Raw genomic sequence first — 22,491 nt, forward strand, 5'->3', positions numbered from 1 at the left:
ATGGGACCGCGCAGTGCGGGGCTACGAACGCCAGGAGAGCCACCGGGCTGACGACCACCTTTCGCGGTTCGAGGCCGAGATGGACCGGCTGAAGACCGAGCGGGAGAAGGCCGTCCAGCACGCCGAGGACCTCGGTTACCAGGTCGAGGTGCTGCGCGCCAAGCTCCATGAGGCGCGCCGCACGATCGCGTCCCGGCCGGCGTACGACAACGCCGACATCGGCTACCAGGCCGAGCAGTTGCTGCGGAACGCCCAGGTCCAGGCCGAGCAGCTGCGCTCGGACGCGGAGCGGGAGCTGCGCGAGGCCCGGGCGCAGACGCAGCGGATACTGCAGGAGCACGCGGAGCACCAGGCGCGTCTGCAGGCCGAGTTGCACGCCGAGGCGGTGCAGCGGCGCCAGCGGCTGGACCAGGAGCTGTCGGAGCGCCGCCAGACGGTCGAGGCGCACGTCAACGAGAACGTGGCGTGGGCGGAGCAGCTGCGGGCCCGCACCGAGGCGCAGGCCCGCCGACTGATGGAGGAGTCCCGCGCGGAGGCCGAGCAGTCCCTGGCCGCGGCCCGCGCGGAGGCCACCCGGCTCGCGGAGGAGGCGCGCCGGCGGCTGGGCGCGGAGACCGAGACGGCCCGCGCGGAGGCCGAGGCGATCCTGCTGCGGGCCCGCAAGGACGCCGAGCGGCTGCTGAACGCCGCGTCGACGCAGGCGCAGGAGGCCACCAGCCACGCCGAGCAGCTGCGTACGGCGACGACCGCCGAGTCGGACCAGGCGCGTCAGCAGGCGGCCGAGCTGAGCCGGTCGGCCGAGCAGCGGATGGCCGAGGCGGAGGAGCGGCTGCGCGAGGCCCGCGCGGAGGCGGACAAGGTCGTCGCGGAGGCCCGTGAGTCGGCGGCCAAGCGGCTGTCGAGCGCCGAGTCGGAGACCGAGCAGCGCACCCGTACGGCGAAGGCGGAGATCGCCCGGCTGGTCGGGGAGGCGACGAAGGAGTCCGAGGCGCTCAAGGCGGAGGCCGAGCAGGCGCTGGCCGACGCGCGCGCGGCGGCGGAGAAGCTGGTCGCGGAGGCGTCCGAGAAGGCGCGTACGGCGGCGGCGGAGGATTCGGCGGCGCAGCTCGCGAAGGCTGCCCGTACCGCCGAGGAGGTCCTGTCCAAGGCGTCGGAGGACGCGCAGGAGACCACCCGCAAGGCGTCGGAGGAGGCGGAGCGGATCCGCCGCGAGGCGGAGTCCGAGGCGGACCGGCTGCGGGCCGAGGCGCACGACACGGCGGAGCAGCTCAAGGGCGCCGCGAAGGACGACACCAAGGAGTACCGCGCCAAGACGGTCGGGCTCCAGGAGGAGGCGCGCCGGCTGCGGGGCGAGGCCGAGCAGCTGCGGGCGGAGGCGATCTCCGAGGGTGAGCGGATCCGGGGCGAGGCGCGGCGCGAGGCGGTCCAGCAGATCGAGGAGGCGGCGAAGACCGCCGAGGAGCTGCTGACCAAGGCGAAGGCGGACGCGGACGAGCTGCGGACCGGGGCGGCGGCGGAGAGCGAGCGGGTCCGCACCGAGGCGATCGAGCGGGCGACCGCCCTGCGCAAGCAGGCCGAGGAGACGCTGGAGCGCACCCGCGAGGAGGCCGACCGGCTGCGCGCGGACGCCGAGGAGCAGGCGGAGTCGGTGCGGGCGGCGGCCGAACTGGCCGCGGCGGAGCTGCGCGAGGAGACCGAGCGGGGCATCGCGGCCCGGCAGGCGGAGGCCGCCGAGGAGCTGACGCGGCTGCACACCGAGGCGGAGGCCCGTCTCTCCGCGGCCGAGCAGGCGCTGTCCGACGCGCGGTCGGAGGGCGACCGGATCCGCCGCGAGGCCGCCGAGGAGACGGAGCGGCAGCGCGGCGAGGCCGCCGAGCGGATCCGTACGCTCCAGGCGCAGGCCGAGCAGGAGGCGGAGCGGCTGCGCACCGAGGCGGCGGCGGACGCGTCGGGCGCCCGTGCCGAGGCGGAGAACGCGGCGGTGCGGCTGCGCACGGAGGCGGCCGCGGAGGCTGAGCGGCTGAAGTCGGAGGCGCAGGAGTCGGCCGACCGGGTGCGGGCGGAGGCGCAGGCGGCCGCCGAGCGGGTCACGGCCGAGGCGGCCGAGGAGCTGGCCGCCGCGCGGGAGGAGGCGAACCGGCGCCGCCGCGAGGCGGAGGAGACGCTGGGTGCCGCGCGCGGCGAGGCGGACCAGGAGCGGGAGCGGGCGCGCGAGCAGAGCGAGGAGCTGCTGGCGTCGGCGCGCAAGCGGGTCGAGGAGGCGCAGACCGAGGCGCAGCGGCTGGTCGAGGAGGCGGACCGGCGGGCGACCGAGATGGTGTCGGCCGCCGAGCAGACGGCGCAGCAGGTGCGGGACGCGGTCGCGGGGCTGCACGAGCAGGCCGAGGAGGAGATCGCCGGGCTGCGGTCGGCGGCCGAGCATGTCGCGGAGCGCACGCGCGGCGAGGCGCAGGAGGAGGCGGACCGGGTCCGTTCCGACGCGTACGCGGAGCGGGAGCGGGCCGCGGAGGACGCCGGCCGGGTCCGGCAGCGGGCCCAGGAGGAGGCGGAGGCCGCCAAGGCGCTCGCGGAGCGCACGATGGCGGACGCGATCGCGGAGTCGGAGCGGCTGAGGTCGGACACGGCCGAGTACGCGCAGCGGATGCGGACGGAGGCGTCGGACGCGCTGGCGTCGGCGGAGCAGGACGCGACGCGGACGCGGGCGGAGGCCCGGGAGGACGCGAACCGCATCCGGTCGGAGGCGGCGGAGCAGGCGGACCGGCTGGTCGGCGAGGCGACGGGCGAGTCGGAGCGGATGACCGCCGAGGCGGCCGAGCTGCTGGCGACGGCGGAGCGGGACGCGGCGCGGCTGCGCGCGGAGGCCGAGCAGGTCAAGGCGGACGGCGAGGCGCGGGCCGAGGAGTTGCGGGCGGCCGCCCGGGCGGACGGCGAGCAGGTCCTGGACGAGGCGCGGAAGGCGGCAGACAAGCGGCGCGCGGACGCGGCCGAGCAGGCGGACCAGCTGATCGGCGAGGCGACGGGCGAGGCCGAGCGGATCGGCGCGGAGACCGCGGAGCGGGTGGAGCGGCTGGTCGCGGAGGCGACGGCGGAGGCCGAGCGGCTGGTGGCCGAGGCGACCGGCGAGGCGGAGCGGCTGCGGGCGGAGGCCGCGGAGACCGTCGGTTCGGCGCAGCAGGCCGCGGAGCGGATCCGCGCGGAGGCGGAGCGGCTGCGCACGGAGTCGGAGGCGGCGGCCGAGCAGCTGCGCTCCGAGGCGCGGTCCGAGGCGGACCGGGTGGTGGACGAGGCGCGCGAGGCGGCGGCCAAGCGGCGGGCGGACGCGGCGGAGCAGGCCGACCAGCTCGTCGCGAAGGCGCAGGAGGAGGCGCTGCGGGCCACGGCCGAGGCGGAGTCGCAGGCCGACACGATGGTGGGCGCGGCGCGCAAGGAGGCGGAGCGGATCGTCTCGGAGGCGACCGTCGAGGGCAACTCGCTGGTGGAGAAGGCCCGTACGGACGCGGACGAGCTGCTGGTGGGTGCGCGTGGTGACGCGACGGCCATAAGGGAGCGGTCGGAGGAGCTGCGCCGGCGTACCGAGGCGGAGATCGAGGAGCTGCACGAGCGGGCCCGCCGGGAGAGCGCGGAGCAGATGAAGTCGGCGGGCGAGCGGGTCGACAAGCTGGTGAAGGCGGCGACCGAGCAGCGGGCCGAGGCGGAGGCGAAGGCCAAGGAGCTGCTGGCGGACGCGAATTCGGAGGCGAGCAAGGTCCGGATCTCGGCGGTGAAGAAGGCGGAGGGGCTGCTGAAGGAGGCGGAGCAGAAGAAGGCGACGCTGACCCGCGAGGCGGAGAAGATCAAGGCGGACGCGGAGCGCGAGGCCGGGAAGATGATCTCCGAGGGGAAGCGGGAGCTGGAGGTTCTGGTGCGCCGCCGGGAGGACATCCAGGCCGAGATCTCCCGTGTCCAGGACGTACTGGAGGCGTTGGAATCTTTCGAGGCTCCCACGGGGGGTACGAAGGAGGGCGGGGTCAAGGCCACCGCGGCCGCGGGGGTTACCCGTTCGAGTGGCAAGTCAACCGACGAGTAAGCCACTCAAAAGGCTGGACATTCTCCGGTTTGAACGGGCATCCGCTCGAAGACACGCCGCGTGGACCCCTAGGATTCCCCCTAACACCTCACCGGTCTCATTCGACAGGAACCCCATGAGCGACACTTCCTCCCCCTTCGGCTTCGAGCTCGTGCGGCGTGGTTACGACCGCGGTCAGGTGGATGACCGCATTACCAAGCTCGTCGCCGACCGAGACAGTGCTCTGGCCCGAATCACCTCTCTGGAAAAGCGCATCGAGGAGCTCCACCTCGAGACGCAGAACGCCCAGGCCCAGGTCAGCGACGCCGAGCCGTCGTACGCCGGTCTGGGTGCGCGCGTCGAGAAGATCCTCCGCCTCGCCGAGGAGGAGGCGAAGGACCTGCGCGAGGAGGCCCGTCGCGCCGCCGAGCAGCACCGTGAGCTGGCCGAGTCGGCCGCGCAGCAGGTGCGCAACGACGCCGAGTCGTTCGCGGCGGAGCGGAAGGCGAAGGCCGAGGACGAGGGCGTCCGGATCGTCGAGAAGGCCCAGGGCGAGGCGAACTCGCTGCGCGCCGAGGCGCAGAAGGACGCGCAGTCCAAGCGCGAGGAGGCGGACGCCCTCTTCGAGGAGACCCGTGCGAAGGCCGCGCAGGCCGCCGCCGACTTCGAGACGAACCTCGCCAAGCGGCGCGAGCAGTCCGAGCGTGACCTGGCGTCGCGCCAGGCGAAGGCGGAGAAGCGTCTCGCCGAGATCGAGCACCGGGCGGAGCAGCTGCGCCTGGAGGCCGAGAAGCTGCGCACGGACGCGGAGCGCCGGGCCCGTCAGACGGTGGAGACGGCGCAGCGTCAGGCCGAGGACATCGTGGCGGACGCGAACGCCAAGGCGGATCGTATCCGCAGCGAATCGGAGCGCGAGCTGGCGGCGCTGACGAACCGTCGCGACTCGATCAACGCCCAGCTGACGAACGTCCGCGAGATGCTGGCGACGCTGACGGGTGCGGCCGTGGCCGCGGCCGGTTCCCCGGCGGACGACGAGCCGGTCTCCCGCGGCGTCCCGGCGCAGCAGACCCGCTAGTCACCTGTAAGCGCTGAGGGCCCTGCGGGGCCCACGACGCGCACATCCGGAACGGACGTGCGCGCGTGGGCCCTGCAGGGCCCTTCCCGTCTTCCGGCCGCGTCCTCTCCGGGGCGCGTGCGCGCGCGTGTGCGGCCGGAAAGGCGTGTCATTCCGGTGGCGGGCCGCTGCGGGCGCCCGTAGCGTGGTCGGGTGATCGAGCTCGAGGGGCTTACGAAACGATTCGGCAAGAAGACGGCGGTCGACCATCTCTCCTTCCAGGTCCGCCCCGGCGTGGTGACGGGTTTCCTCGGTCCGAACGGGGCGGGCAAGTCGACCACGATGCGGATGGTGCTGGGTCTGGACCACCCGACCAGCGGCACGGTCCGGATCGACGGCAAGCACTACCGGGAGCTCGACGAGCCGCTGAAGTACATCGGCGCCCTGCTGGAGGCACGCGGGCTGCACGGCGGGCGGACCGCGTACAACAACCTGCTGTGCCTGGCGCAGTCCAATCGCATTCCGGAGAGACGGGTCCCGGAGGTGCTGGACCTCGTCGGACTCACGGCCGTGGCCCGGAGGAAACCGAAAGGTTTTTCGATGGGTATGGGTCAGCGGCTGGGAATCGCCGCCGCTCTCCTGGGTGACCCGCAAATCCTTATGTTCGACGAACCCGTCAATGGTCTGGACCCCGAGGGAATTCACTGGATCCGCAATCTGATGAAGGCGCTGGCCGGCGAAGGCCGGACGATCTTCGTTTCCAGCCATCTGATGAGCGAAATGGCCCTCACCGCCGACCACTTGATCGTGATCGGGCAGGGCAAGCTGCTCGCGGACACCTCGATGGCGGATTTCATCCACCAGAACTCCCGCAGTTATGTACGGCTGCGCTCCCCTCAGCGCGAGCAGCTGCGCGACGCGCTCCACGACGACGGGCTCACGGCGGTCGACGCCGCGAACGGCACGCTGGAGGTCGACGGCGCGACGACCGAGCGGATCGGTGACCTGGCGGCCCGCCACGGGATCACGCTGCACGAGCTGAGTGCCCAGCGGGCCTCGCTGGAGGAGGCGTTCATGCAGATGACGGCGGCGTCGGTGGAGTACCACGCCCACTCCGCGCCCGGGCCCCAGTGGCAGAAGGAGGTCTGACGATGGCGTCGGCACCCGCGGTCCTCCGGTCGGAGTGGACCAAGATCCGTACGGTCTCCTCGACCGTCTGGACCCTGGCCAGCGCGCTGGTCGTCACCGTCGCCATGGGCGCGGCCCTGTCCGCCCTGGTGAACGAGACCTTCGAGGAGATGCCCGAGATCGAGCAGGCCACCTTCGACGCGACCGTCGTCAGCTTCTCCGGCATGCTGCTGGGCCAGCTGGCGATGGTGGTGTTCGGCGTGCTGGTGGTCGGCACCGAATACAGCACCGGCATGATCCGCACGTCGCTGGCTGCCGTGCCGCAGCGGGCGTCCTTCCTCTTCAGCAAGATCGCGGTCGGCGGGGCGCTGGCCCTCGTCGTGGGTCTGGTGACCAGCTTCCTGACCTTCTTCCTCGGCCAGGCCCTGCTCGGCGAGCACCGCACCGGCATCGGCGAGGAGAACGTGCTGCGCGCGGTGATCGGCGGCGGTCTCTACATGGGCCTGATGGCGGTGTTCTCGATGGGCGTGGCGGCGATGCTGCGCTCGACCGTGCTGTCCCTGGGCATCCTGGTGCCGTTCTTCTTCCTGATCTCCCAGATCCTCTCGGCGGTGCCGAAGGCCAAGGAGGTCGCCGAGTACTTCCCCGACCAGGCCGGCTCCACGATCATGCAGGTGGTCCCGGGGGCGCTGGGCAGCGATCCGGCACCGTACAGCCCGTGGGGCGGCATGGGGATCATGGCGCTGTGGGTGGTGGCGGCCCTGGCCGGCGGGTACGTGGTGCTGAAGCGGCGGGACGCGTAACGGCCCGGTCCCATCTGTTCCCGACCTTCGGTGGAACCGTCAAGGTGCGGATACCCTCTTACCTCTTACGGGGGTCCTGCGTCAGCGTGCCGCGGGCCCGACGACGCGAACACCTGTCGATGGGGCTGGAGAATGATCGAGGCAGTCGGCCTGACGAAGCGCTACGGCGCCAAGACGGCCGTGTACAACCTTTCCTTCCAGGTGAGGCCGGGGACCGTGACCGGCTTCCTGGGACCGAACGGCTCCGGCAAGTCCACGACGATGCGCATGATCCTCGGGCTGGACCGGCCGACGTCCGGCCATGTGACCATCGGCGGCCACCCCTTCCGGCAGCTGCCGAACGCGCCGCGGCAGGTGGGCGCCCTGCTCGACGCCAAGGCCGTGCACGGCGGCCGCACCGCCCGCAACCACCTGCTGTCGCTGGCGCAGCTCGCCGGCATCCCGGCGCGCCGCGTCGACGAGGTGCTCGGGGTCGTCGGCCTCCAGGACGTGGCCCGCAAGCGGTCCAACGGGTTCTCGCTCGGCATGGGGCAGCGCCTCGGCATCGCCGCCGCGCTGCTCGGCGACCCGCAGGTGCTGCTGTTCGACGAACCGGTCAACGGCCTGGACCCCGAGGGCATCCTCTGGGTGCGCAACCTGATGAAGGCGCTGGCCGCCGAGGGCCGGACGGTCTTCGTCTCCTCGCACCTGATGAGCGAGATGGCCCTCACCGCCGAGCACCTCATCGTCATCGGCCGCGGCCAGCTGCTGGCCGACATGAGCGTCAAGGACTTCATCTCGGCCAACTCCGCGGACTTCGCGCGGGTGCGTACGCCGCAGACCGACCCCGCGCAGCGGGACAAGCTCATGGGCGTGCTCGCCGAGGCCGGCGGCCAGGTCCTCTCGGAGCCGGACGGCGCCCTGCGCGTGACCGGGCTGCCGCTCCCCCGCATCAGCGACCTCGCGCACGAGGCCGACGTACGCGTCTGGGAGCTGTCGCCGCACCAGGCCTCGCTGGAGGAGGCGTACATGCGCCTGACCCAGGGCGCCGTGGACTACCGCTCGACGACCGACCAGCGGGCCGGCCTGATGCAGCAGCCGGACCCGATGGGCTACGCGCCCCCGCAGCAGGTCGCCGTCCCGGACGTGCCGCAGCAGGGCTGGTACGCCCCGCCGCCGCCCGGACAGAACCCGTACGCGGCCGGACAGCAGCACCCCGCGCCGCCGGCCCAGCAGCCCGCGCCGCCCGCCGGCCCCCCGGCGCCCGTGCAGGCCCCCGCCGCGCCGCCCGCGCCCGCCGCGGCCCCCGCAGACCTGAGCAAGAGCGAGGACGCCCGATGACCACCGCCCCCTACCAGCAGCAGCAGTACACCTCCCCCATCCCGGTGCGCCGCGCCCACCTCGGGGACGCGCTCGCCTCGGAGTGGACGAAGATCCGCTCGGTGCGCTCCACGATGTGGACGCTCGGCGTGATGGTCCTGCTCATGGTCGGCGTCGGGCTGCTCGCCGTCGTCGCCATCAACGCGACCGACACGGACATGGGCGGGGAGCCCGTCCTCGGGCTGGGCTTCAACGGCGTGCTGCTCGGCTCGATCTGCGTCGTCACGCTGGGCGTGCTGACCATCTCGTCCGAGTACGGCACCGGCATGATCCGTACGACGCTGACGGCGTGCCCGAGCCGCAGCCGGGTGCTGGCCGCCAAGGCCATCGTCTTCTTCCTGGTCACCCTGGTGGTCACCTCGATCACGGCGGCCCTGGTCGCGGCGATGCAGAGCGCGATGCTCGACGGGGGCAGCGCCACCGGTGAGCAGTGGGTGCGCGCGACGCTCGGTGCGGGCCTGTTCACGGCGGTGCTCGGCCTGTTCGCGATGGCCGTGGGCGCGCTGGTCCGCCACTCGGCCGGGGCGATCACCATCATGATCGGCCTGATGCTGCTCCCGCTGGTGGCCGGCATGTTCATGTCCTCGATGCCGGAGGTGCAGGAGTTCCTGTTCCAGTACTCGGTGCCGAGCCTGCTCATCGCCTTCTACAGCGAGACGGGTCTGACCGAGGGGGGCCCGCACGGCTGGACGCCGCTGTGGATCCTGAGCGGCGTGACCGCCGTCATGCTGGCCGGCGCGTTCTTCGCCACGGAGCGGCGCGACGTGTGATCCGGGCGGGCCGGCCCGGCGCACGGGCCGGCTCCTCCCCGGCGCGGCGATCCGGGAGGACGTCGGGCACACACATTTCCTGCGGAATTCCCGCCGTCGGCCTTTTTCTGGGCGCCGCACTGCCCTAAACTCTGCACAATGCGTATTCTCGTAACCGGCGGAGCCGGATTCATCGGCTCGGAGTTCGTACGCCAATTGATAAAGGGCTCCCTCGCCCTCACCGCTTCACAGGTCACCGTACTGGACAAGCTGACCTATTCCGGAGTCCTCGCCAACCTGGATCCGGTGGCGGGCATGCCGGGCTATTCGTTCGTGCGGGGCGACATCTGCGACCCGGCGGTCGTGGACGAGGTCATGGCGGGGCAGGACGCCGTCGTGCACTTCGCCGCCGAGTCGCACGTGGACAGGTCCATCTCCGACGCCGGGCCGTTCGTCACCACGAACGTGCTCGGCACGCAGGTCCTGCTGGACGCGGCCCGCCGGCACGGCGTGGGGCGGTTCCTGCACGTCTCGACGGACGAGGTGTACGGGTCGATCAGCGAGGGGTCGTGGCCGGTGGGGCAGCCGCTGGCGCCCAACTCGCCGTACGCCGCCTCCAAGGCCGCGTCCGACATGATGGCGCTCGCGCAGCACCGCACACACGGCATGGACGTCGTCATCACGCGCTGCTCGAACAACTACGGCCCTTACCAGTTCCCGGAAAAGGTGATTCCCCTTTTCATCACCCGGCTGTTCGCCGGTAATTCCGTTCCCCTTTACGGAGACGGTGGGAACGTGCGCGACTGGCTCCATGTCAGTGACCATTGCCGGGGAATAGGACTGGCGCTCTCACACGGGCGGGCCGGGCAGGTGTACCACTTGGGCGGCGGTCAGGAGATGAGTAATCTCCAGCTCGTCGAAGAGCTGCTGCGCGCCACCGGAACGGGGTGGGAACTCGTGGAACGGGTGGCCGATCGCAAGGGACACGACCGGCGCTATTCGCTCGACATCGGCAGGAGTCGCGAGGAGCTGGGCTACGAGCCCCTCATCCCCTTCGGCGAGGGGCTCGCCGACACCATCGCCTGGTACCGCGACAACGAATACTGGTGGGAGCCGCTGCTCGGCGGCGCCGCCCGCCTCGCACCGGCCGGATGAACAGCGGGCGCCGCCTGTCGTTCCCGACAGGCGGCGCCCGCTCGTACGCGGTTCCCGCTCACAGGCGCACGGCGCCCGCGTTGACGCACGAGAGCAGCGTCCGGGCCTGGACGTTCAGGTAGTGGCCGTGCGAGGACAGGGCGCTCAACTGGTCCGGCGTCGCCCACTGGTAGCCGGGCCCGGGGTCCAGCGGGGCTACGGTGTCGTCGGCCTCGACGAACATGTACCGGATCTCGGCGTTGAGGAACCGACCGCCCTCCTCCGAGTGGACCGCCTCATAGCGGACCCGGCCCTCCTCCGCCGCCGCCAGAACCGTGTCGAGGAACGCGGGACGCCGCTCGCGCGGCAGGTGCTGCCAGTTCCTCGGTGTGGCCTGGACCGTCGGGGCCAGTTCGACCCTGTCGAGGAAGCCGGCCTCCATCTTGGCGTTGACCAGCAGGTGCGGTACACCGTCGACAACGCGGTACAGGAAGGCGGCGACGCCCGTGTCGCAGGGCTCGATCAGGGGCTGGGACCAGCCGGTGACCTCGCGGCTGCCCGCCTCGACGGCGACCCCCGTGACACGGAAGTAGCGGCCGTCGGGCCGGGCGAGGCCGTGCGCGTCACGCTCCCAGCCGTCGACGTCGGCCAGCGGTATCGTCCGCGCCTCCACCTCGTGGCGGGCCCGCTCCGCGGTGAACCACGAGAGCAGCTCCGTGTCGGAGCGCAGCGCGCCCGTGCCGGGCTCCGCGACCGGGAAGCAGGAGATGACCGTACGGGCGTCCATGTTGACCACGTTGTCCAGCCGCAGCAGCTCCCCGATCTGGCCCAGGGTCAGCCAGCAGTAGTCGGGCGCGACCGGAACGTCCGCCTCGGTCTCGACCAGCATGTTGCGGTTGACCTTGCGGTAGAACCACGCGCCGTGCTCCGACTGGAGCGAGTCGCTGAGGATCCGCCCCGAGCTCCGGTCGGTGAAGTGTTCCAGGTAGGCGACGCCGGAGCCCTGGTGGACCCGCTGGTAATTGCTGCGGGTGGCCTGGACGGTCGGCGAGATCTGGAGCAGGTTGCGGTTGCCGGGTTCCATCTTGGCCTGCACCAGGAAGTGGAGGACCCCGTCGAACTCCTTGGCGAGGATGCCGAGGATGCCGACCTCCGGCTGGTGGATGATCGGCTGGCGCCACTCGGGCACCGGCCCCTCCCCCACGGTGACCGCGAGCCCCACCACGGAGAAGAACCTGCCGGTGTGGTGGCGCAGGTCGCCCGTACCCGGTGCGAAGGACCATCCGTCCAGGCCGTCGAGCGGAACGCGCTCCACCCGGAAGCGGTGGGCGCGGGCCCGCTCGGCCAGCCAGCCGGCGACCTGGTCCGTCCGCAGGTGGCAGCCGCCGCCCGTGGCGGCCGCCGACCGGGCGAGCCGGGCGGACAGCGACTGCTCCACGCGGGGGCGCAGGCGGGTGGGGACGGCGGTGCCGGCGCTCATGACGCCTGCCGTCCCCGCACGTCCGCCAGGTGGGCGACGGTGCGGCGCAGCGCCTCCTCCAGCGGGGTGCGCGGGCTCCAGCCGGTGGCGGCGCGGAACGCCGAGGCGTCGACGGCGATGTCGGCGAAGTCGCCGGGATCCGCGTGGCCCGGCGGGTCCACGGACAGCACCGGCACGGGCGGCTTGCCCGTGTGCGCCGCGACCAGGTCGGCGACCTGCTGGAAGACCTCGCCGAGCGGCCGGGCGACACCGGTGCCCACCAGCCAGTGGCGGCCGGCGAGTGCCTCGGGGCGTCCGGCGCCGGCGACCAGGGCGCGGGCCACGTCGTCCACGTACACCAGGTCGCGGCGGACCGTGCCGTCGTGCCACATGGTGATCGGCTCACCGGCAAGCGCCCGGCGGGTCATCGCCGAGACGACGCCGCGGTCGTCGGCGGTGGAGTCCGGACCCGAACCGAACACGGTGGGCAGCCGCAGGGAGGTGCCGTGCAGCACGCCACGGGCGTGGGCGGCCAGCAGGAGCCGCTCGGCGGCCAGCTTCTGCCGGTCGTACTCCCCCGACGGCCGGTCCGGCTCGGTGCCGTCGAGCACCTTGCCCCCGGTCGGGCCCGCCTGGCCCACCGTGCCGGTGAACAGGACCGTGGCGCGCGCACCGGTGCCCCGGTCGGCGAGGGCGGTGACGAGGTCGCGGACCAGGCCGACGTTGACCCGCTCGGCCTCGGTGTCGCCGTCCTCGATGCGCCAGGTGGAGGTGGCGGCACTGTAGAGGACGGTGTGGATGACGACGTCGGCGCCGTCGACGGCCGCGGCCACTTCGCCGGGGCCGGTGAGGTCGGCGGCGCGGACCTCGATGTCGGCGCGCGCGCCGGCGGGGACGGGTGCGGGCCGCCGGGAGACGGCCCGCACCCGCACCGGCTCACCGGCCAGCTCACGCAGCACGGCGGAGCCGATGAAGCCGGTCGCGCCGAGCAGGGTGATCAGCGGGGTGGTCATCCCCACAGCGCGGCCTCGACCTTCTGGCAGTCCTCGTAGGTGGGGAGCATGCCCAGCTCCTTGGCCTCGGCGAGGGTGGGCGCCACGCTGTCCCGCTCCGACTGGGCGAAGTCGAAGCCGTCGGGCAGGGCCAGGCCCAGCTCCGGGTCGAACGGGCTGATCGCGTACTCGTTCTCCGGTATGTAACCGGCGGCCATCACGTACACGATCATGGAGGCGTCCTGAAGCGACAGGAAGGCGTGGCCGACGCCGTCCGGAACGTACAGGGCCTTGCAGGTGTCACCGCTCAGCTCGGTGGTGAGCCACTGTCCGAACGTCGGGGAGCCCAGGCGCAGGTCGACCAGGAAGTCCTGCACCTTTCCGTGCGGGCAGTAGACGTACTTGGCGCGCCCGGGCGGGGTCTTGCTGAAGTGGACGCCGCGCAGCACGCCGCGGGCGGAGACGTTGTGGCTGATGTCGCGGACGGGGAAGATCGTGTGGCCTACGCCGCCGGTGAAAGCGGCGTCCTGGTACGGGGACGAGAAGTGGCCCCGGTGGTCCTTGTACACGGGCGGCGTGAACGCGAAGACGCCCTCGATGGCCAGGCTCTGTACCTGCATGGTGGTCGTTCCTTCCGATGGGGTGATCACAGGGCGGCCAGGACGTCGCGGAGGGCCGCGATGGTCTTCTCCTGCACGGCCTCGGGCAGCGACGGGTACATCGGCAGGGAGAAGATCTCCCCGGCCAGCCTCTCGGTGACGGGCAGCGAACCCTTGGGCCAACCCAGGTGCTCGAAGCCCGACATGGTGTGCACCGGCCACGGGTAGCTGATGTTGAGGGAGATGTCGTGGGCCTTGAGGGCCTCGATGATCTCGTCGCGGCGCGGGTGGCGGGCGACGTACACGTAGTACACGTGTGTGTTGCCGTCGTTGGTGGCGGGCAGCTGGAGGCGGCCGGGGCCGGTCAGGTCGGCGAGGCCCTCCTCGTAGCGCCGGGCCACCGCGTTGCGGCCCTCGATGTAGCTGTCGAGGCGGGCGAGCTTGGTGCGCAGGATCTCGGCCTGCACCTCGTCCAGCCGAGCGTTGTGCCCCGGGGTGCGGACGACGTAGTAGACCTTGTCCATGCCGTAGTAGCGCAACTGCCGCAGGGCGCGGTCGGTTTCGTCGTCGGCGGTGATCACCGCGCCGCCGTCGCCGTACGCGCCGAGGACCTTGGTGGGGTAGAAGGAGAACGCCGCGGCGTCGCTCATCGTGCCGGCGAGGCTGCCGTGGTGGCGGGCGCCGTGCGCCTGGGCGCAGTCCTCCAGGATCTTCAGCCCGTGCTTCTCGGCGATCCGCCGCAGCGGCGCCATGTCGACGCACTGGCCGTAGAGGTGGACCGGCAGGAGCACCTTGGTGCGCGGGGTGATCGCGGCCTCGACCTGGTCGGTGTCCATGAGGAAGTCCTCCTCGCGGACGTCCACGAACACGGGGGTCGCACCGGCGCCCATGATGGCGACGACGGTGGGAGCCGCCGTGTTGGAGACGGTGATGACCTCGTCGCCGGGGCCGACGCCGAGGGCCTCCAGGGCGAGCTTCAGGGCGTTGGTGCCGTTGTCGACACCGGTGCAGTGGCCCACCCCGTGGTAGCCGGCGAACTCCTGCTCGAAGCCCTGGACGCTGTCGCCGAGGACCAGGCGGCCGGAGGAGAACACCTTCTCGACGGCGGCGAGGATGTCGGCCTTCTCCTTCTCGTACTCCGGCAGATAGTCCCAGACATAGGTGGTCACGGGTACTCCTCGTGTTTCGTTGGGTTCGTGCGTGGCCGGAGAACCGTCGGCCGTGGTCGAAAGGTGGGGGTGCGGGACGCGCCGGTTCACAGGACCGCCCCCGCGGCGGTCCGCATGCGCCTTCCGGTTTCCTCGTGGGGGCCGTTGGGCCGCCCCAGCAGGTCCAGGAGATAATCGCCGTAACCGCTTTTGAGCAGACGCCCCGCGAGAATGCGCAGTTGGGCGTCGTCAATGAGGCCCATTCGCCATGCGACCTCTTCGACGCAGCCTATCTTGAGACCCTGACGCTGTTCCACCACTCTCACGTATTCCGAGGCCTGGACCAGCGCCTCGAACGTTCCGGTGTCGAGCCAGGCGGCGCCCCGGTCGAGCACGGTCACCTGAAGGTTTCCGCGCCTCAGGTACTCCTCGTTGACCGCGGTTATCTCCAGTTCCCCGCGTGCGCTGGGGCGCAGTCCTGCCGCGATGTCGACGACGTCGGGGGCGTAGAAGTACAGGCCGGGTACGGCGTAACGGGACTTGGGCCGCGCCGGCTTCTCCTCCAGGGAGATCGCCTTGCCGTACTCGTCGAATTCCACGACTCCCAGCTGGGACGGGTCGGCGACCGGGTAGGCGAAGATGCGGGCCCCGGTCAGGCCCTTGTTCTCGGACAGCCTGGTGCCCAGTCCGTTGCCGTGGAAGATGTTGTCGCCGAGGATCAGCGCCACCGGCTGGTCGCCGATGAAGCGGGCCCCGAGCAGCAACGCCTCGGCTATGCCGCCGGGCCGGTCCTGCACGGCGTACTGCAGGTCCATGCCCCACTGATGTCCGTCGCCGAGGAGCCGCCGGAACTGGTCCTGGTCCCTGCGGGTGGTGACGATCAGCACCTCGGTGACCCCGGCCATCATCAGCGTGGACAGCGGATAGTAGACCATGGGTTTGTCATAGACGGGTATCAGTTGTTTCGACACCGTCAGGGTGAGCGGCCAGAGCCGCGATCCTGTTCCGCCTGCCAGAAGAATTCCACGCATGACACCAAAGCCCCGTTTCCGATGTTCTCGGTCGATGTTGCAGTCTTCTCTTTCGCTGTGCCCCTCCTCCGCTCCGGCCGCGGGAGGAAGTCACCGGATCACCAGCCGGATTCCTGGTTCTCCAGCGTGAGCTTCTCCAGCAGCGGTACGACGGAACTCGGAGCCGGATCGGCCTCCATGTCGCGGCGCAGGCGTTCCGCCCCGTCCGAGAAGGACGGTTCCTCCAGAAGGCGCCGCAGGCTCTTCCGCAGTCCCTCGGAGGTGAGTTCCTTGGGCTGGATGACGATTCCCGCGCCGAGTTCGGCCGTGCGCCGCGCCCGATAGAAGTCGTCCCATACGGAGGGGAATATGAGTTGCGGAACGCCGGAGGCACACGCGGTCGACCAGGTGCCCGCACCGCCGTGGTGGACGATGGCCGAGCAGGTCGGCAGGAGGGCGTGCAGCGGTACGAACTCGACGGCCCGCACGTTGTCCGGCAGGTTCGGCACCTGTTCGCGCTGGGTGGCGTCGAGCGTGGCGACGATCTCCGCGTCGAGGTCGGCGACCGCGTCGAACAGCTTGGTCAGCGGCACCCCGAGGAAGTCGGCCCCGTCCCGGCCGGTGATGCCGAGGGTGAGGCAGATCCGGGGCCGGGCCGGCGGCTCGCGCAGCCAGTCGGGGACGACGGCCGTGCCGTTGTACGGCAGGTAGCGCATCGGCACGGTGTGCCCGTCGAGCGGCAGCCGGATGCCGGAGGGCATCTGGTCGACCGTCCACATGCCGCGGAGCATCCGCTCGTCGAAGACCAGCCCGTATCGGTCGAGCAGCCCGCCGAGCCAGTCGGCGGCCGGGTCCCGGCGCTGGGCGGCGGGCCGGTGCTCCAGCTCGCGCAGGAAGGCCTGCCGCTGGTCCAGGAAGAGGTCCGCGCCCCACAGCAGCCGGGCGTGGGCCGCCCCGACCGCCTCGGCGGCGATCGCCCCGGCGGGCGTGAACGGCTCCCAGAGCACCAGGTCCGGCCGCCACGAGCGGGCGAACGCCACCAGGTCGTCCACCATCGAGTCGTTGTTGGCGGGGGCCAGGAACCGTTCGGTGGTCTGGGCCTGGACGGCGCGCAGCACCTCCCAGTGGTGGACTTCCGGGCGGGCCGGGTCGAGGTCCAGCACGGCGTCCCAGTCCTCCCCGGTGCCGTCGGCCCCGGTGGCCGCCATGGCCTCCTGCCAGGCGTGGTCGTCACCCACCGGCACGGCGGTCAGGCCGGCCGCGGTGATGGTGCGGGTGAGCGAGGGCTGGCTGGCGACCCGGACCTCGTGCCCGGCCGCGCGCAGCGCCCAGGCGAGCGGGACCTGGCCCAGGAAATGTGCGGCCAGGGCGAACGATGTGAAGACGACGCGCACGGCGGCCTCACTCCTCTCTGTGCTGCGGTAGGTCAGGCCGTACCGATCTTGGTGTCGATGAGCGCGAACATCTCGTCGTCGCTGGCGTTCTCGATCGCGCCCCGCGCGTCGGTCGTGTCCTCGGCGTCGCCGCCCGCCCGCCACTTCGCCAGCAGTGTCTGGAGCCGGGCGGTGAGCACCGACCGTTCTTCACCGCTGGTCTCGATGGCGGCGAACGCCTCGTCGATCCGGTCGAGTTCGGCGAGCAGGGACTCGGAGGGCGCGGGCGCCTCCCCCAGCAGCCGGGTGCGGACCGAGGCGAGCAGCGCCGCCGGTGTGGGGTGGTCGAACACCAGCGTCGTCGGCAGTCGAAGGCCGGTCGCGGCGGTCAGCCGGTTGCGCAGTTCGACGGCGGTCAGGGAGTCGAAGCCGAGGTCCTTGAAGGGCCGTGCCGGGTCCACCGGCCCCGTCCCGTGGCCGAGTACGCCGGCGATCTCCGCGTACACGAGGTCGGCGAGAGCCTGTTCCCGTCCGGTCGGCGGGAGCTGCGCGAGCCGCTCGGCGAGGCCGGGGCCGCCGGACGCGGCGGACGCGGCGGTGCGCCGGGCCGGGGACGCCGCCAGGTCCCGCAGGATGGGCGGCAGGCCGTCGCCGTCCCGCAGGGCCCTGGGGTCGAGGCGTACGGGGACCTGGACGGCGTCGTCGGCGAGGAGGGCCGCGTCGAACAGGGCGAGGCCCTGCTCGTCGGTGAGGGGCAGCAGACCGCCCCGGGCCAGCCGGTCGCGCCGGCCGGTGCCGAGGTGCGCGGTCATGTCGCCGTCCTGTTCCCACAGCCCCCACGCCAGGGATGTCGCGGGCAGGCCGCAGTGGCGCCGCGCGGTCGCGAGGGCGTCCAGGAAGGTGTTGGCGGCGGAGTAGTTGCCCTGCCCGAGGCCGCCGACGATGCCCGCCACGGAGGAGAAGAGGACGAACGCCCGCAGGTCGTGGTCGCGGGTCAGCTCGTCCAGGTGGGCGGCGGCGTCGGCCTTAGGGGCGAGGACGGTGTCGATCCGGTCCGGGGTGAGCGCCTCGATCACCCCGTCGTCCAGGACTCCCGCGGCGTGGACGACCGCGTGCAGCGGTCGGTCGAGGGAGTCCAGGGCGGCGGTCAGGGCGGCACGGTCGGAGACGTCGCAGGCCACGAAGGTCACGGCCGTGTCCGACGCGGCCAGTTCGGCGGCGAGTTCCCGCGTCCCCGGTGCGGCGGGGCCCCGCCGCGAGAGGACGGTGAGGTGGCGCACGCCGTGCCGGGTCGCCAGGTGCCGGGCGAGCAGCCTGCCGAGGCCGCCGCTGCCGCCGGTGATCAGAACGGTGCCGTCGGGGCCGGCGAGCGGGCGTTCCCCGGCCGTCGGCGGATCGGCCCGGCGCAGCCGCGGGGCGTGCGGTACGCCGTCGCGGACGAGCAGCTGTGGTTCGCCGGTGGCCACGGCGGTGGCGAGTGCCGGCGACCCCTCGTCCGCGCCGGGGTCCTCGTCGACGAGGACGTACCGTCCGGGGTGTTCGGACTGCGCGGAACGCACCAGACCCCACACCGCGGCCTGCGCCGGGTCGGTGGCGTCGTCACCGGCCGCGCCACGGGTGACGACGACCAGGCGTGCGTCGGCGAAGCGCGGTTCGGCGGCCCAGCGCTGGAGCAGACCGAGTACCCGGTGGGTGTGGGTCCGGGCGGCGTCGGCGGGCGCCGCCGCGGGGTCGGGGGCGAGCCGGACGGCGATGTGGTCCGGGGCGCCCTGTGCGGGTACGGAGTCGAGGTCGTCCACCAGGAGCAGGTCCGCCGGCTGCCGCGGTACGGGCACCGGCTGCCAGTGCGGCCGGTAGGGCAGGAGGGGCGAGGTGGCCCTGCCCGGGCCGGTCAGCCGCGCCGGGTCCAGAGGGCGGGCCACCACCGACGTGACGGAGGCGACCGGGGCGCCCTCGCCGTCGCAGACGTCGATGGCCAGCGTGTCCTCGGCCGTCCTGGTGAGGCGTACGCGCACACTCCGCGCGTTCCCGGCGTGCAGGCGGACGCCCGACCAGACGAACGGGATCAGGGGGGACGGCGCCGCGGCCCGCGGGTCCGGCCCGTCCGTCCCACCGGCCGGGCCTCCGGCGGCGACGGCGTGCAGCGCGGCGTCGAACAGCGCCGGGTGCAGCACGAAACCGTCCTGGCCGACCTCTTCGGGGAGGGTGACCTCGGCGAAGGTCTCGTCCGCGGAGCGCCAGACCCGGCCGAGGCCGCGAAAGGCGTCGCCGTAGTCGAGGCCGGTGTCCTGGAGCGACCCGTACAGGCCCGTGACGTCAAGTTCGGTGGCCGCGGGCGGCCAGGCCCGCAGGTGCACCGGCTCCGTCCCGGCGTCGCGCCCCAGGGTGCCGGTGGCGTGGAGGGTCCAGGGGCCGTCGGCGGGCTCGTCCTCGTGGCGTGCGTGGACCTGGAGGGCGCGGGTGCCGCCGGTCGCCCCGTCGCCGGGGCCGCCGTTCTCCGGGCCGCCGTCCACCGTGACACGCAGCAGCACGCCGCCGGTGGCGGGAACGGTGAGCGGTGCGAGGACCGTCAGCTCCTCCACCACCGGGTGCCCCACCTGATCTCCGGCCCGCACGGCCAGTTCGACCAGCGCCGTTCCCGGCAGGACGGTCACCCCGTGGACCACGTGGTCGGCCAGCCAGGGCTGGGCGTTCAGCGCGAGCCGGGAGGTGAACAGGTAGCCGCCCGAGCCGGGCAGGGCGGTGCCCGCGCCCAGCAGGGGGTGTCCGGGGGCGTCCAGGCCGAGCGACGCGGCGTCACCACCGGTGACGACGGGCCCGGCGAGCCAGAACCGCTGCCGCTGGAAGGCGTACGTGGGCAGGTCGACCGGTCGGCGGCCACGGCCGTGGACGGCGGCCCAGGACGGTTCGGCGCCGTGGACGTACGCGGTGGCGAGTGAGGTCAGGAAGCGGTCACGGCCCCCCCGGTCGCGCCGGAGGGAGCCGAGCACGGTGGCGTCCGTGTCCGCACGGTCCGCCGTGTCCTGGAGGGCGGCCGTGAGGACGGGGTGGGCGCTGCACTCGATGAACAGCCGGTGGCCGTCGTCGAGCAGCGCCTCGGTGGCCCGGGTGAACTCGACCGGGTTGCGGAGGTTCTCGTACCAGTAGGCCGCCGTCAGCGGGGTCTCGTCGAGGAGGGCGCCGGTCAGACCGGAGTAGAACGGGACGGCGGGCCGCTGCGGGCGGATCCCGTCCAGCTCCTTCAGCAGCCGCTCGTGCAGGGATGCGACGTGGTTGCTGTGGGACGCGTAGTCGACGGGTACGCGCCGGGCCCGTACGCCCTGCTCCTCGCACCGGGCGAGCAGTTCCTCGACCGCCTCGGCGTCCCCCGCGACCGTGGTGCTGTGGGGGCCGTTGCAGGCGGCGACGGTGAGCTGGGCGCCGAAGGAGGCGATGAGCGCGGCGGTGTCCTCGGCTGAGCGGGGCACGGACACCATGCCGCCGTGTCCGGCGAGGGTGGCGGCGATGGCCTGGCTGCGCAGGGCCACCACCCGCGCGGCGTCCTCCAGGCCGAGCGCGCCGGCGACGTGCGCGGCGGCGATCTCCCCCTGGGAGTGGCCGACGACGGCGGCGGGCTCGATGCCGTGGGCGCGCCACAGCGCCGCGAGGGACACCATCACGGAGAACAGGGCGGGCTGTACGACGTCGACGCGCCGCAGCGCCTCCTCGTCGCCGAGGACCTCCATGAGGTCCCAGTCCACGTGTGGGGCGAGCGCGTCGGCACACCGCCGCATCGAAGCGGCGAACTCGGGTGACTCGGCGACCAGTTCGCGGCCCATGCCGACCCACTGGCTGCCCTGGCCGGGGAAGACGAACACCACGCCGCCTTCGGTGACGCGGCCGGTGACGGTACCGGCGGCGCCGGTGTCGCCGTCGGCGAGGGCCGTGAGCGCGGCGAGCAGCTCCGCCCGGTCCTCGCCGATGACGACGGCACGGTGATCCAGGGCGGCCCGGGTGGTGGCGAGGGACCATCCGACGTCGGCCGGTTCGGCGTCCGAGCCGGCCAGCCAGGAGGCCAGCCGTGCTGCCTGCCCGCGCAGCGCGGCGCCGTCGGACGCGGACAGCGGCCACAGGACCGGCGTACCCGCCGCGGAGTCGGACGCTGGTGGGCAAGCGGATACGGAGGCGGGCGCGGGCCGGGGCCCGGGCGCGGCGGCCGACGGGGTGGCCGCGGGGGCGTCCGCGGGGGCCTCCTCCAGGATGACGTGGGCATTGGTGCCGCTGACGCCGAACGCCGAGACGCCTGCGCGGCGCGGCCGGTCGACCTCGGGCCACGGGGTGCGCTCGGTCAGCAGGCGTACCTCACCGGCCGACCAGTCGACCTGCGGCGTGGGCTCCTCGACGTGCAGCGTGCGGGGCAGGACGCCGTGCCGCATCGCCTGCACCATCTTGATCACTCCACCGACCCCGGCGGCGGCCTGCGTGTGTCCGGTGTTCGACTTCAATGAGCCCAGCCACAGCGGCCTTTCACGCCCCTGCCCGTAGGTGGCCAGCAGGGCCTGCGCCTCGATGGGGTCGCCCAGGCGGGTGCCCGTGCCGTGCGCCTCGACGGCGTCCACCCCGGTGGACGGCACGCCCGCGTCGGCCAGCGCCGCCCGGATCACCCGCTGTTGCGCGGGCCCGTTGGGCGCGGTCAGGCCGTTCGACGCGCCGTCCTGGTTGACGGCCGAGCCGCGCAGGACCGCCAGCACGGGGTGCCCGTTGCGCCGGGCGTCCGAGAGGCGCTCCAGCAGCACCACGCCGACGCCCTCGGACCAGCCGGTGCCGTCGGCCGTGGAGGAGAAGGACTTGCAGCGCCCGTCGGACGACATCGCCCGCTGCCGGCTGAACTCGATGAACAGCGACGGCGTGGACATCACCGTGGCGCCACCGGCGAGCGCGAGGGTGCTCTCCCCCCGGCGCAGCGACTGCGCCGCCAGGTGGATCGCCACGAGTGACGACGAGCAGGCGGTGTCCACCGTGACCGCGGGACCCTCCAGGCCCAGGGTGTACGACACCCGGCCGGAGGTGACGCTGCCAAGGCTGCCGTTGCCGAGGTAGCCCTCGTACTCGCCGGCCCCGCCCGGCGCCATCAGCTGCCGCATCCCGTACGTACTGGCCATGATGCCGGCGAAGACGCCAGTGCGGCTGCCGCGCAGCGAGACGGGGTCGATCCGCGCCCGCTCGACGGCCTCCCACGACGCCTCCAGCAGCAGCCGCTGCTGCGGGTCCATCGTCGTGGCCTCCCGCGGTGATATGCCGAAGAAGGCCGGATCGAAGTCGGCCACGCCGGTCAGGAACCCGGCACCGCGGGCGTAGGTGCGGCCCTTGCTGTCGGGGTCGTCGTCGAACAGGTTCGCCAGGTCCCAGCCGCGGTCGTCGGGGAAGGGGCCGATGGCGTCGGCACCGCTCTCGGCGAGCCGCCACAGGTCCTCGGGCGAGGACACGCCACCCGGGTAGCGGCAGCTCATGCCAACGATCGCGATCGGTTCGGTGGCGGCCGCGACGAGCTCGCGGTTCTGCTCACGGAGCCGCTCGGTCTCCTTGAGCGACGCCCGCAGCGCTTCCACGATCCGGCTGTCGGAGTTCGTCATGTTCCATCCTCTTCAGCGACGGGGCG

Annotated in this window: 13 protein-coding genes and 1 pseudogene; 7 read left to right on the forward strand and 7 right to left on the reverse strand. The window is 72.9% G+C overall.

Annotation, left to right across the window (positions count from 1 at the left end):
• Positions 1-13: 13 nt before the first annotated feature.
• From scy to rfbB, 7 genes are all read left to right on the forward strand, one after another.
• Entirely contained in the window at positions 14-4,066 is a 4,053-nt protein-coding gene (gene scy, locus EIZ62_RS09455; protein WP_156692262.1) for a polarized growth protein Scy, read from the forward strand.
• A gap of 115 nt (positions 4,067-4,181) precedes the next feature.
• Positions 4,182-5,120, forward strand: coding sequence for a coiled-coil domain-containing protein (locus EIZ62_RS09460; protein WP_064071808.1), 939 nt, complete (start codon positions 4,182-4,184; stop codon positions 5,118-5,120).
• A gap of 192 nt (positions 5,121-5,312) precedes the next feature.
• Positions 5,313-6,248, forward strand: a complete 936-nt coding sequence (locus EIZ62_RS09465) for an ABC transporter ATP-binding protein (protein ID WP_156692263.1) — start codon at positions 5,313-5,315, stop codon at positions 6,246-6,248.
• A 2-nt stretch (positions 6,249-6,250) separates the two neighbouring features.
• Positions 6,251-7,030 carry an ABC transporter permease gene (locus tag EIZ62_RS09470; RefSeq protein ID WP_156692264.1) on the forward strand — a complete coding sequence of 260 codons (780 nt, stop codon included), beginning with the start codon at positions 6,251-6,253 and terminating at the stop codon, positions 7,028-7,030.
• A 132-nt stretch (positions 7,031-7,162) separates the two neighbouring features.
• Positions 7,163-8,350: an ABC transporter ATP-binding protein gene (locus EIZ62_RS09475; RefSeq protein ID WP_156692265.1), complete on the forward strand. Its 1,188-nt coding sequence runs from the start codon at positions 7,163-7,165 to the stop codon at positions 8,348-8,350.
• Positions 8,347-9,159, forward strand: coding sequence for an ABC transporter permease (locus tag EIZ62_RS09480; RefSeq protein ID WP_156692266.1), 813 nt, complete (start codon positions 8,347-8,349; stop codon positions 9,157-9,159). The genes EIZ62_RS09475 and EIZ62_RS09480 overlap by 4 nt, the downstream gene beginning before the upstream one ends.
• A gap of 138 nt (positions 9,160-9,297) precedes the next feature.
• Complete coding sequence (gene rfbB / locus EIZ62_RS09485; protein ID WP_156692267.1) at positions 9,298-10,293, forward strand: dTDP-glucose 4,6-dehydratase; 996 nt, start codon at positions 9,298-9,300, stop codon at positions 10,291-10,293.
• A 58-nt stretch (positions 10,294-10,351) separates the two neighbouring features.
• Here the strand turns inward: rfbB and EIZ62_RS09490 are convergent, their stop codons facing one another.
• The 7 genes and pseudogenes from EIZ62_RS09490 to EIZ62_RS09520 all read right to left on the reverse strand — a co-directional run.
• Positions 10,352-11,752, reverse strand: a complete 1,401-nt coding sequence (locus EIZ62_RS09490; RefSeq protein WP_156692268.1) for an NDP-hexose 2,3-dehydratase family protein — start codon at positions 11,750-11,752, stop codon at positions 10,352-10,354.
• Positions 11,749-12,744: an NAD-dependent epimerase/dehydratase family protein gene (locus EIZ62_RS09495; protein ID WP_208827841.1), complete on the reverse strand. Its 996-nt coding sequence runs from the start codon at positions 12,742-12,744 to the stop codon at positions 11,749-11,751. Before EIZ62_RS09495 ends, EIZ62_RS09490 begins: the two co-directional genes overlap by 4 nt.
• Entirely contained in the window at positions 12,741-13,343 is a 603-nt protein-coding gene (locus tag EIZ62_RS09500; RefSeq protein ID WP_156692270.1) for a dTDP-4-dehydrorhamnose 3,5-epimerase family protein, read from the reverse strand. Before EIZ62_RS09500 ends, EIZ62_RS09495 begins: the two co-directional genes overlap by 4 nt.
• A 26-nt stretch (positions 13,344-13,369) precedes the next feature.
• Positions 13,370-14,491 (reverse strand): DegT/DnrJ/EryC1/StrS family aminotransferase, encoded by a 1,122-nt coding sequence (locus EIZ62_RS09505; protein WP_156692271.1) that lies wholly within the window; start codon positions 14,489-14,491, stop codon positions 13,370-13,372.
• 86 nt (positions 14,492-14,577) lie between these two features.
• On the reverse strand, positions 14,578-15,501 hold the full coding sequence (rfbA, locus tag EIZ62_RS09510) for a glucose-1-phosphate thymidylyltransferase RfbA (RefSeq protein WP_156692272.1): 924 nt from the start codon (positions 15,499-15,501) through the stop codon (positions 14,578-14,580).
• Positions 15,502-15,599: 98 nt separating this feature from the next.
• A complete protein-coding gene (locus EIZ62_RS09515) occupies positions 15,600-16,874 on the reverse strand; it encodes an activator-dependent family glycosyltransferase (RefSeq protein ID WP_156692273.1) in 1,275 nt (424 codons plus the stop codon).
• Between the two features lie 32 nt (positions 16,875-16,906).
• A pseudogene (locus EIZ62_RS09520) lies at positions 16,907-22,465 on the reverse strand (type I polyketide synthase); the annotation flags it as partial.
• Between the last annotated feature and the right edge of the window lie 26 nt (positions 22,466-22,491).

It is taken from the genome of Streptomyces ficellus (genome assembly GCF_009739905.1).
GTDB lineage: Bacteria > Actinomycetota > Actinomycetes > Streptomycetales > Streptomycetaceae > Streptomyces > Streptomyces ficellus_A.

Coding starts and splice junctions, on each gene's coding strand:
- EIZ62_RS09460 (WP_064071808.1), top strand. CDS start 4,182: ATGAGCGACACTTCCTCCCCCTTCGGCTTCGAGCTCGTGCGGCGTGGT.
- EIZ62_RS09490 (WP_156692268.1), bottom strand. CDS start 11,752: ATGAGCGCCGGCACCGCCGTCCCCACCCGCCTGCGCCCCCGCGTGGAG.
- EIZ62_RS09500 (WP_156692270.1), bottom strand. CDS start 13,343: ATGCAGGTACAGAGCCTGGCCATCGAGGGCGTCTTCGCGTTCACGCCG.
- EIZ62_RS09475 (WP_156692265.1), top strand. CDS start 7,163: ATGATCGAGGCAGTCGGCCTGACGAAGCGCTACGGCGCCAAGACGGCC.
- EIZ62_RS09480 (WP_156692266.1), top strand. CDS start 8,347: ATGACCACCGCCCCCTACCAGCAGCAGCAGTACACCTCCCCCATCCCG.
- rfbB (WP_156692267.1), top strand. CDS start 9,298: ATGCGTATTCTCGTAACCGGCGGAGCCGGATTCATCGGCTCGGAGTTC.
- rfbA (WP_156692272.1), bottom strand. CDS start 15,501: ATGCGTGGAATTCTTCTGGCAGGCGGAACAGGATCGCGGCTCTGGCCG.
- EIZ62_RS09470 (WP_156692264.1), top strand. CDS start 6,251: ATGGCGTCGGCACCCGCGGTCCTCCGGTCGGAGTGGACCAAGATCCGT.
- EIZ62_RS09495 (WP_208827841.1), bottom strand. CDS start 12,744: ATGACCACCCCGCTGATCACCCTGCTCGGCGCGACCGGCTTCATCGGC.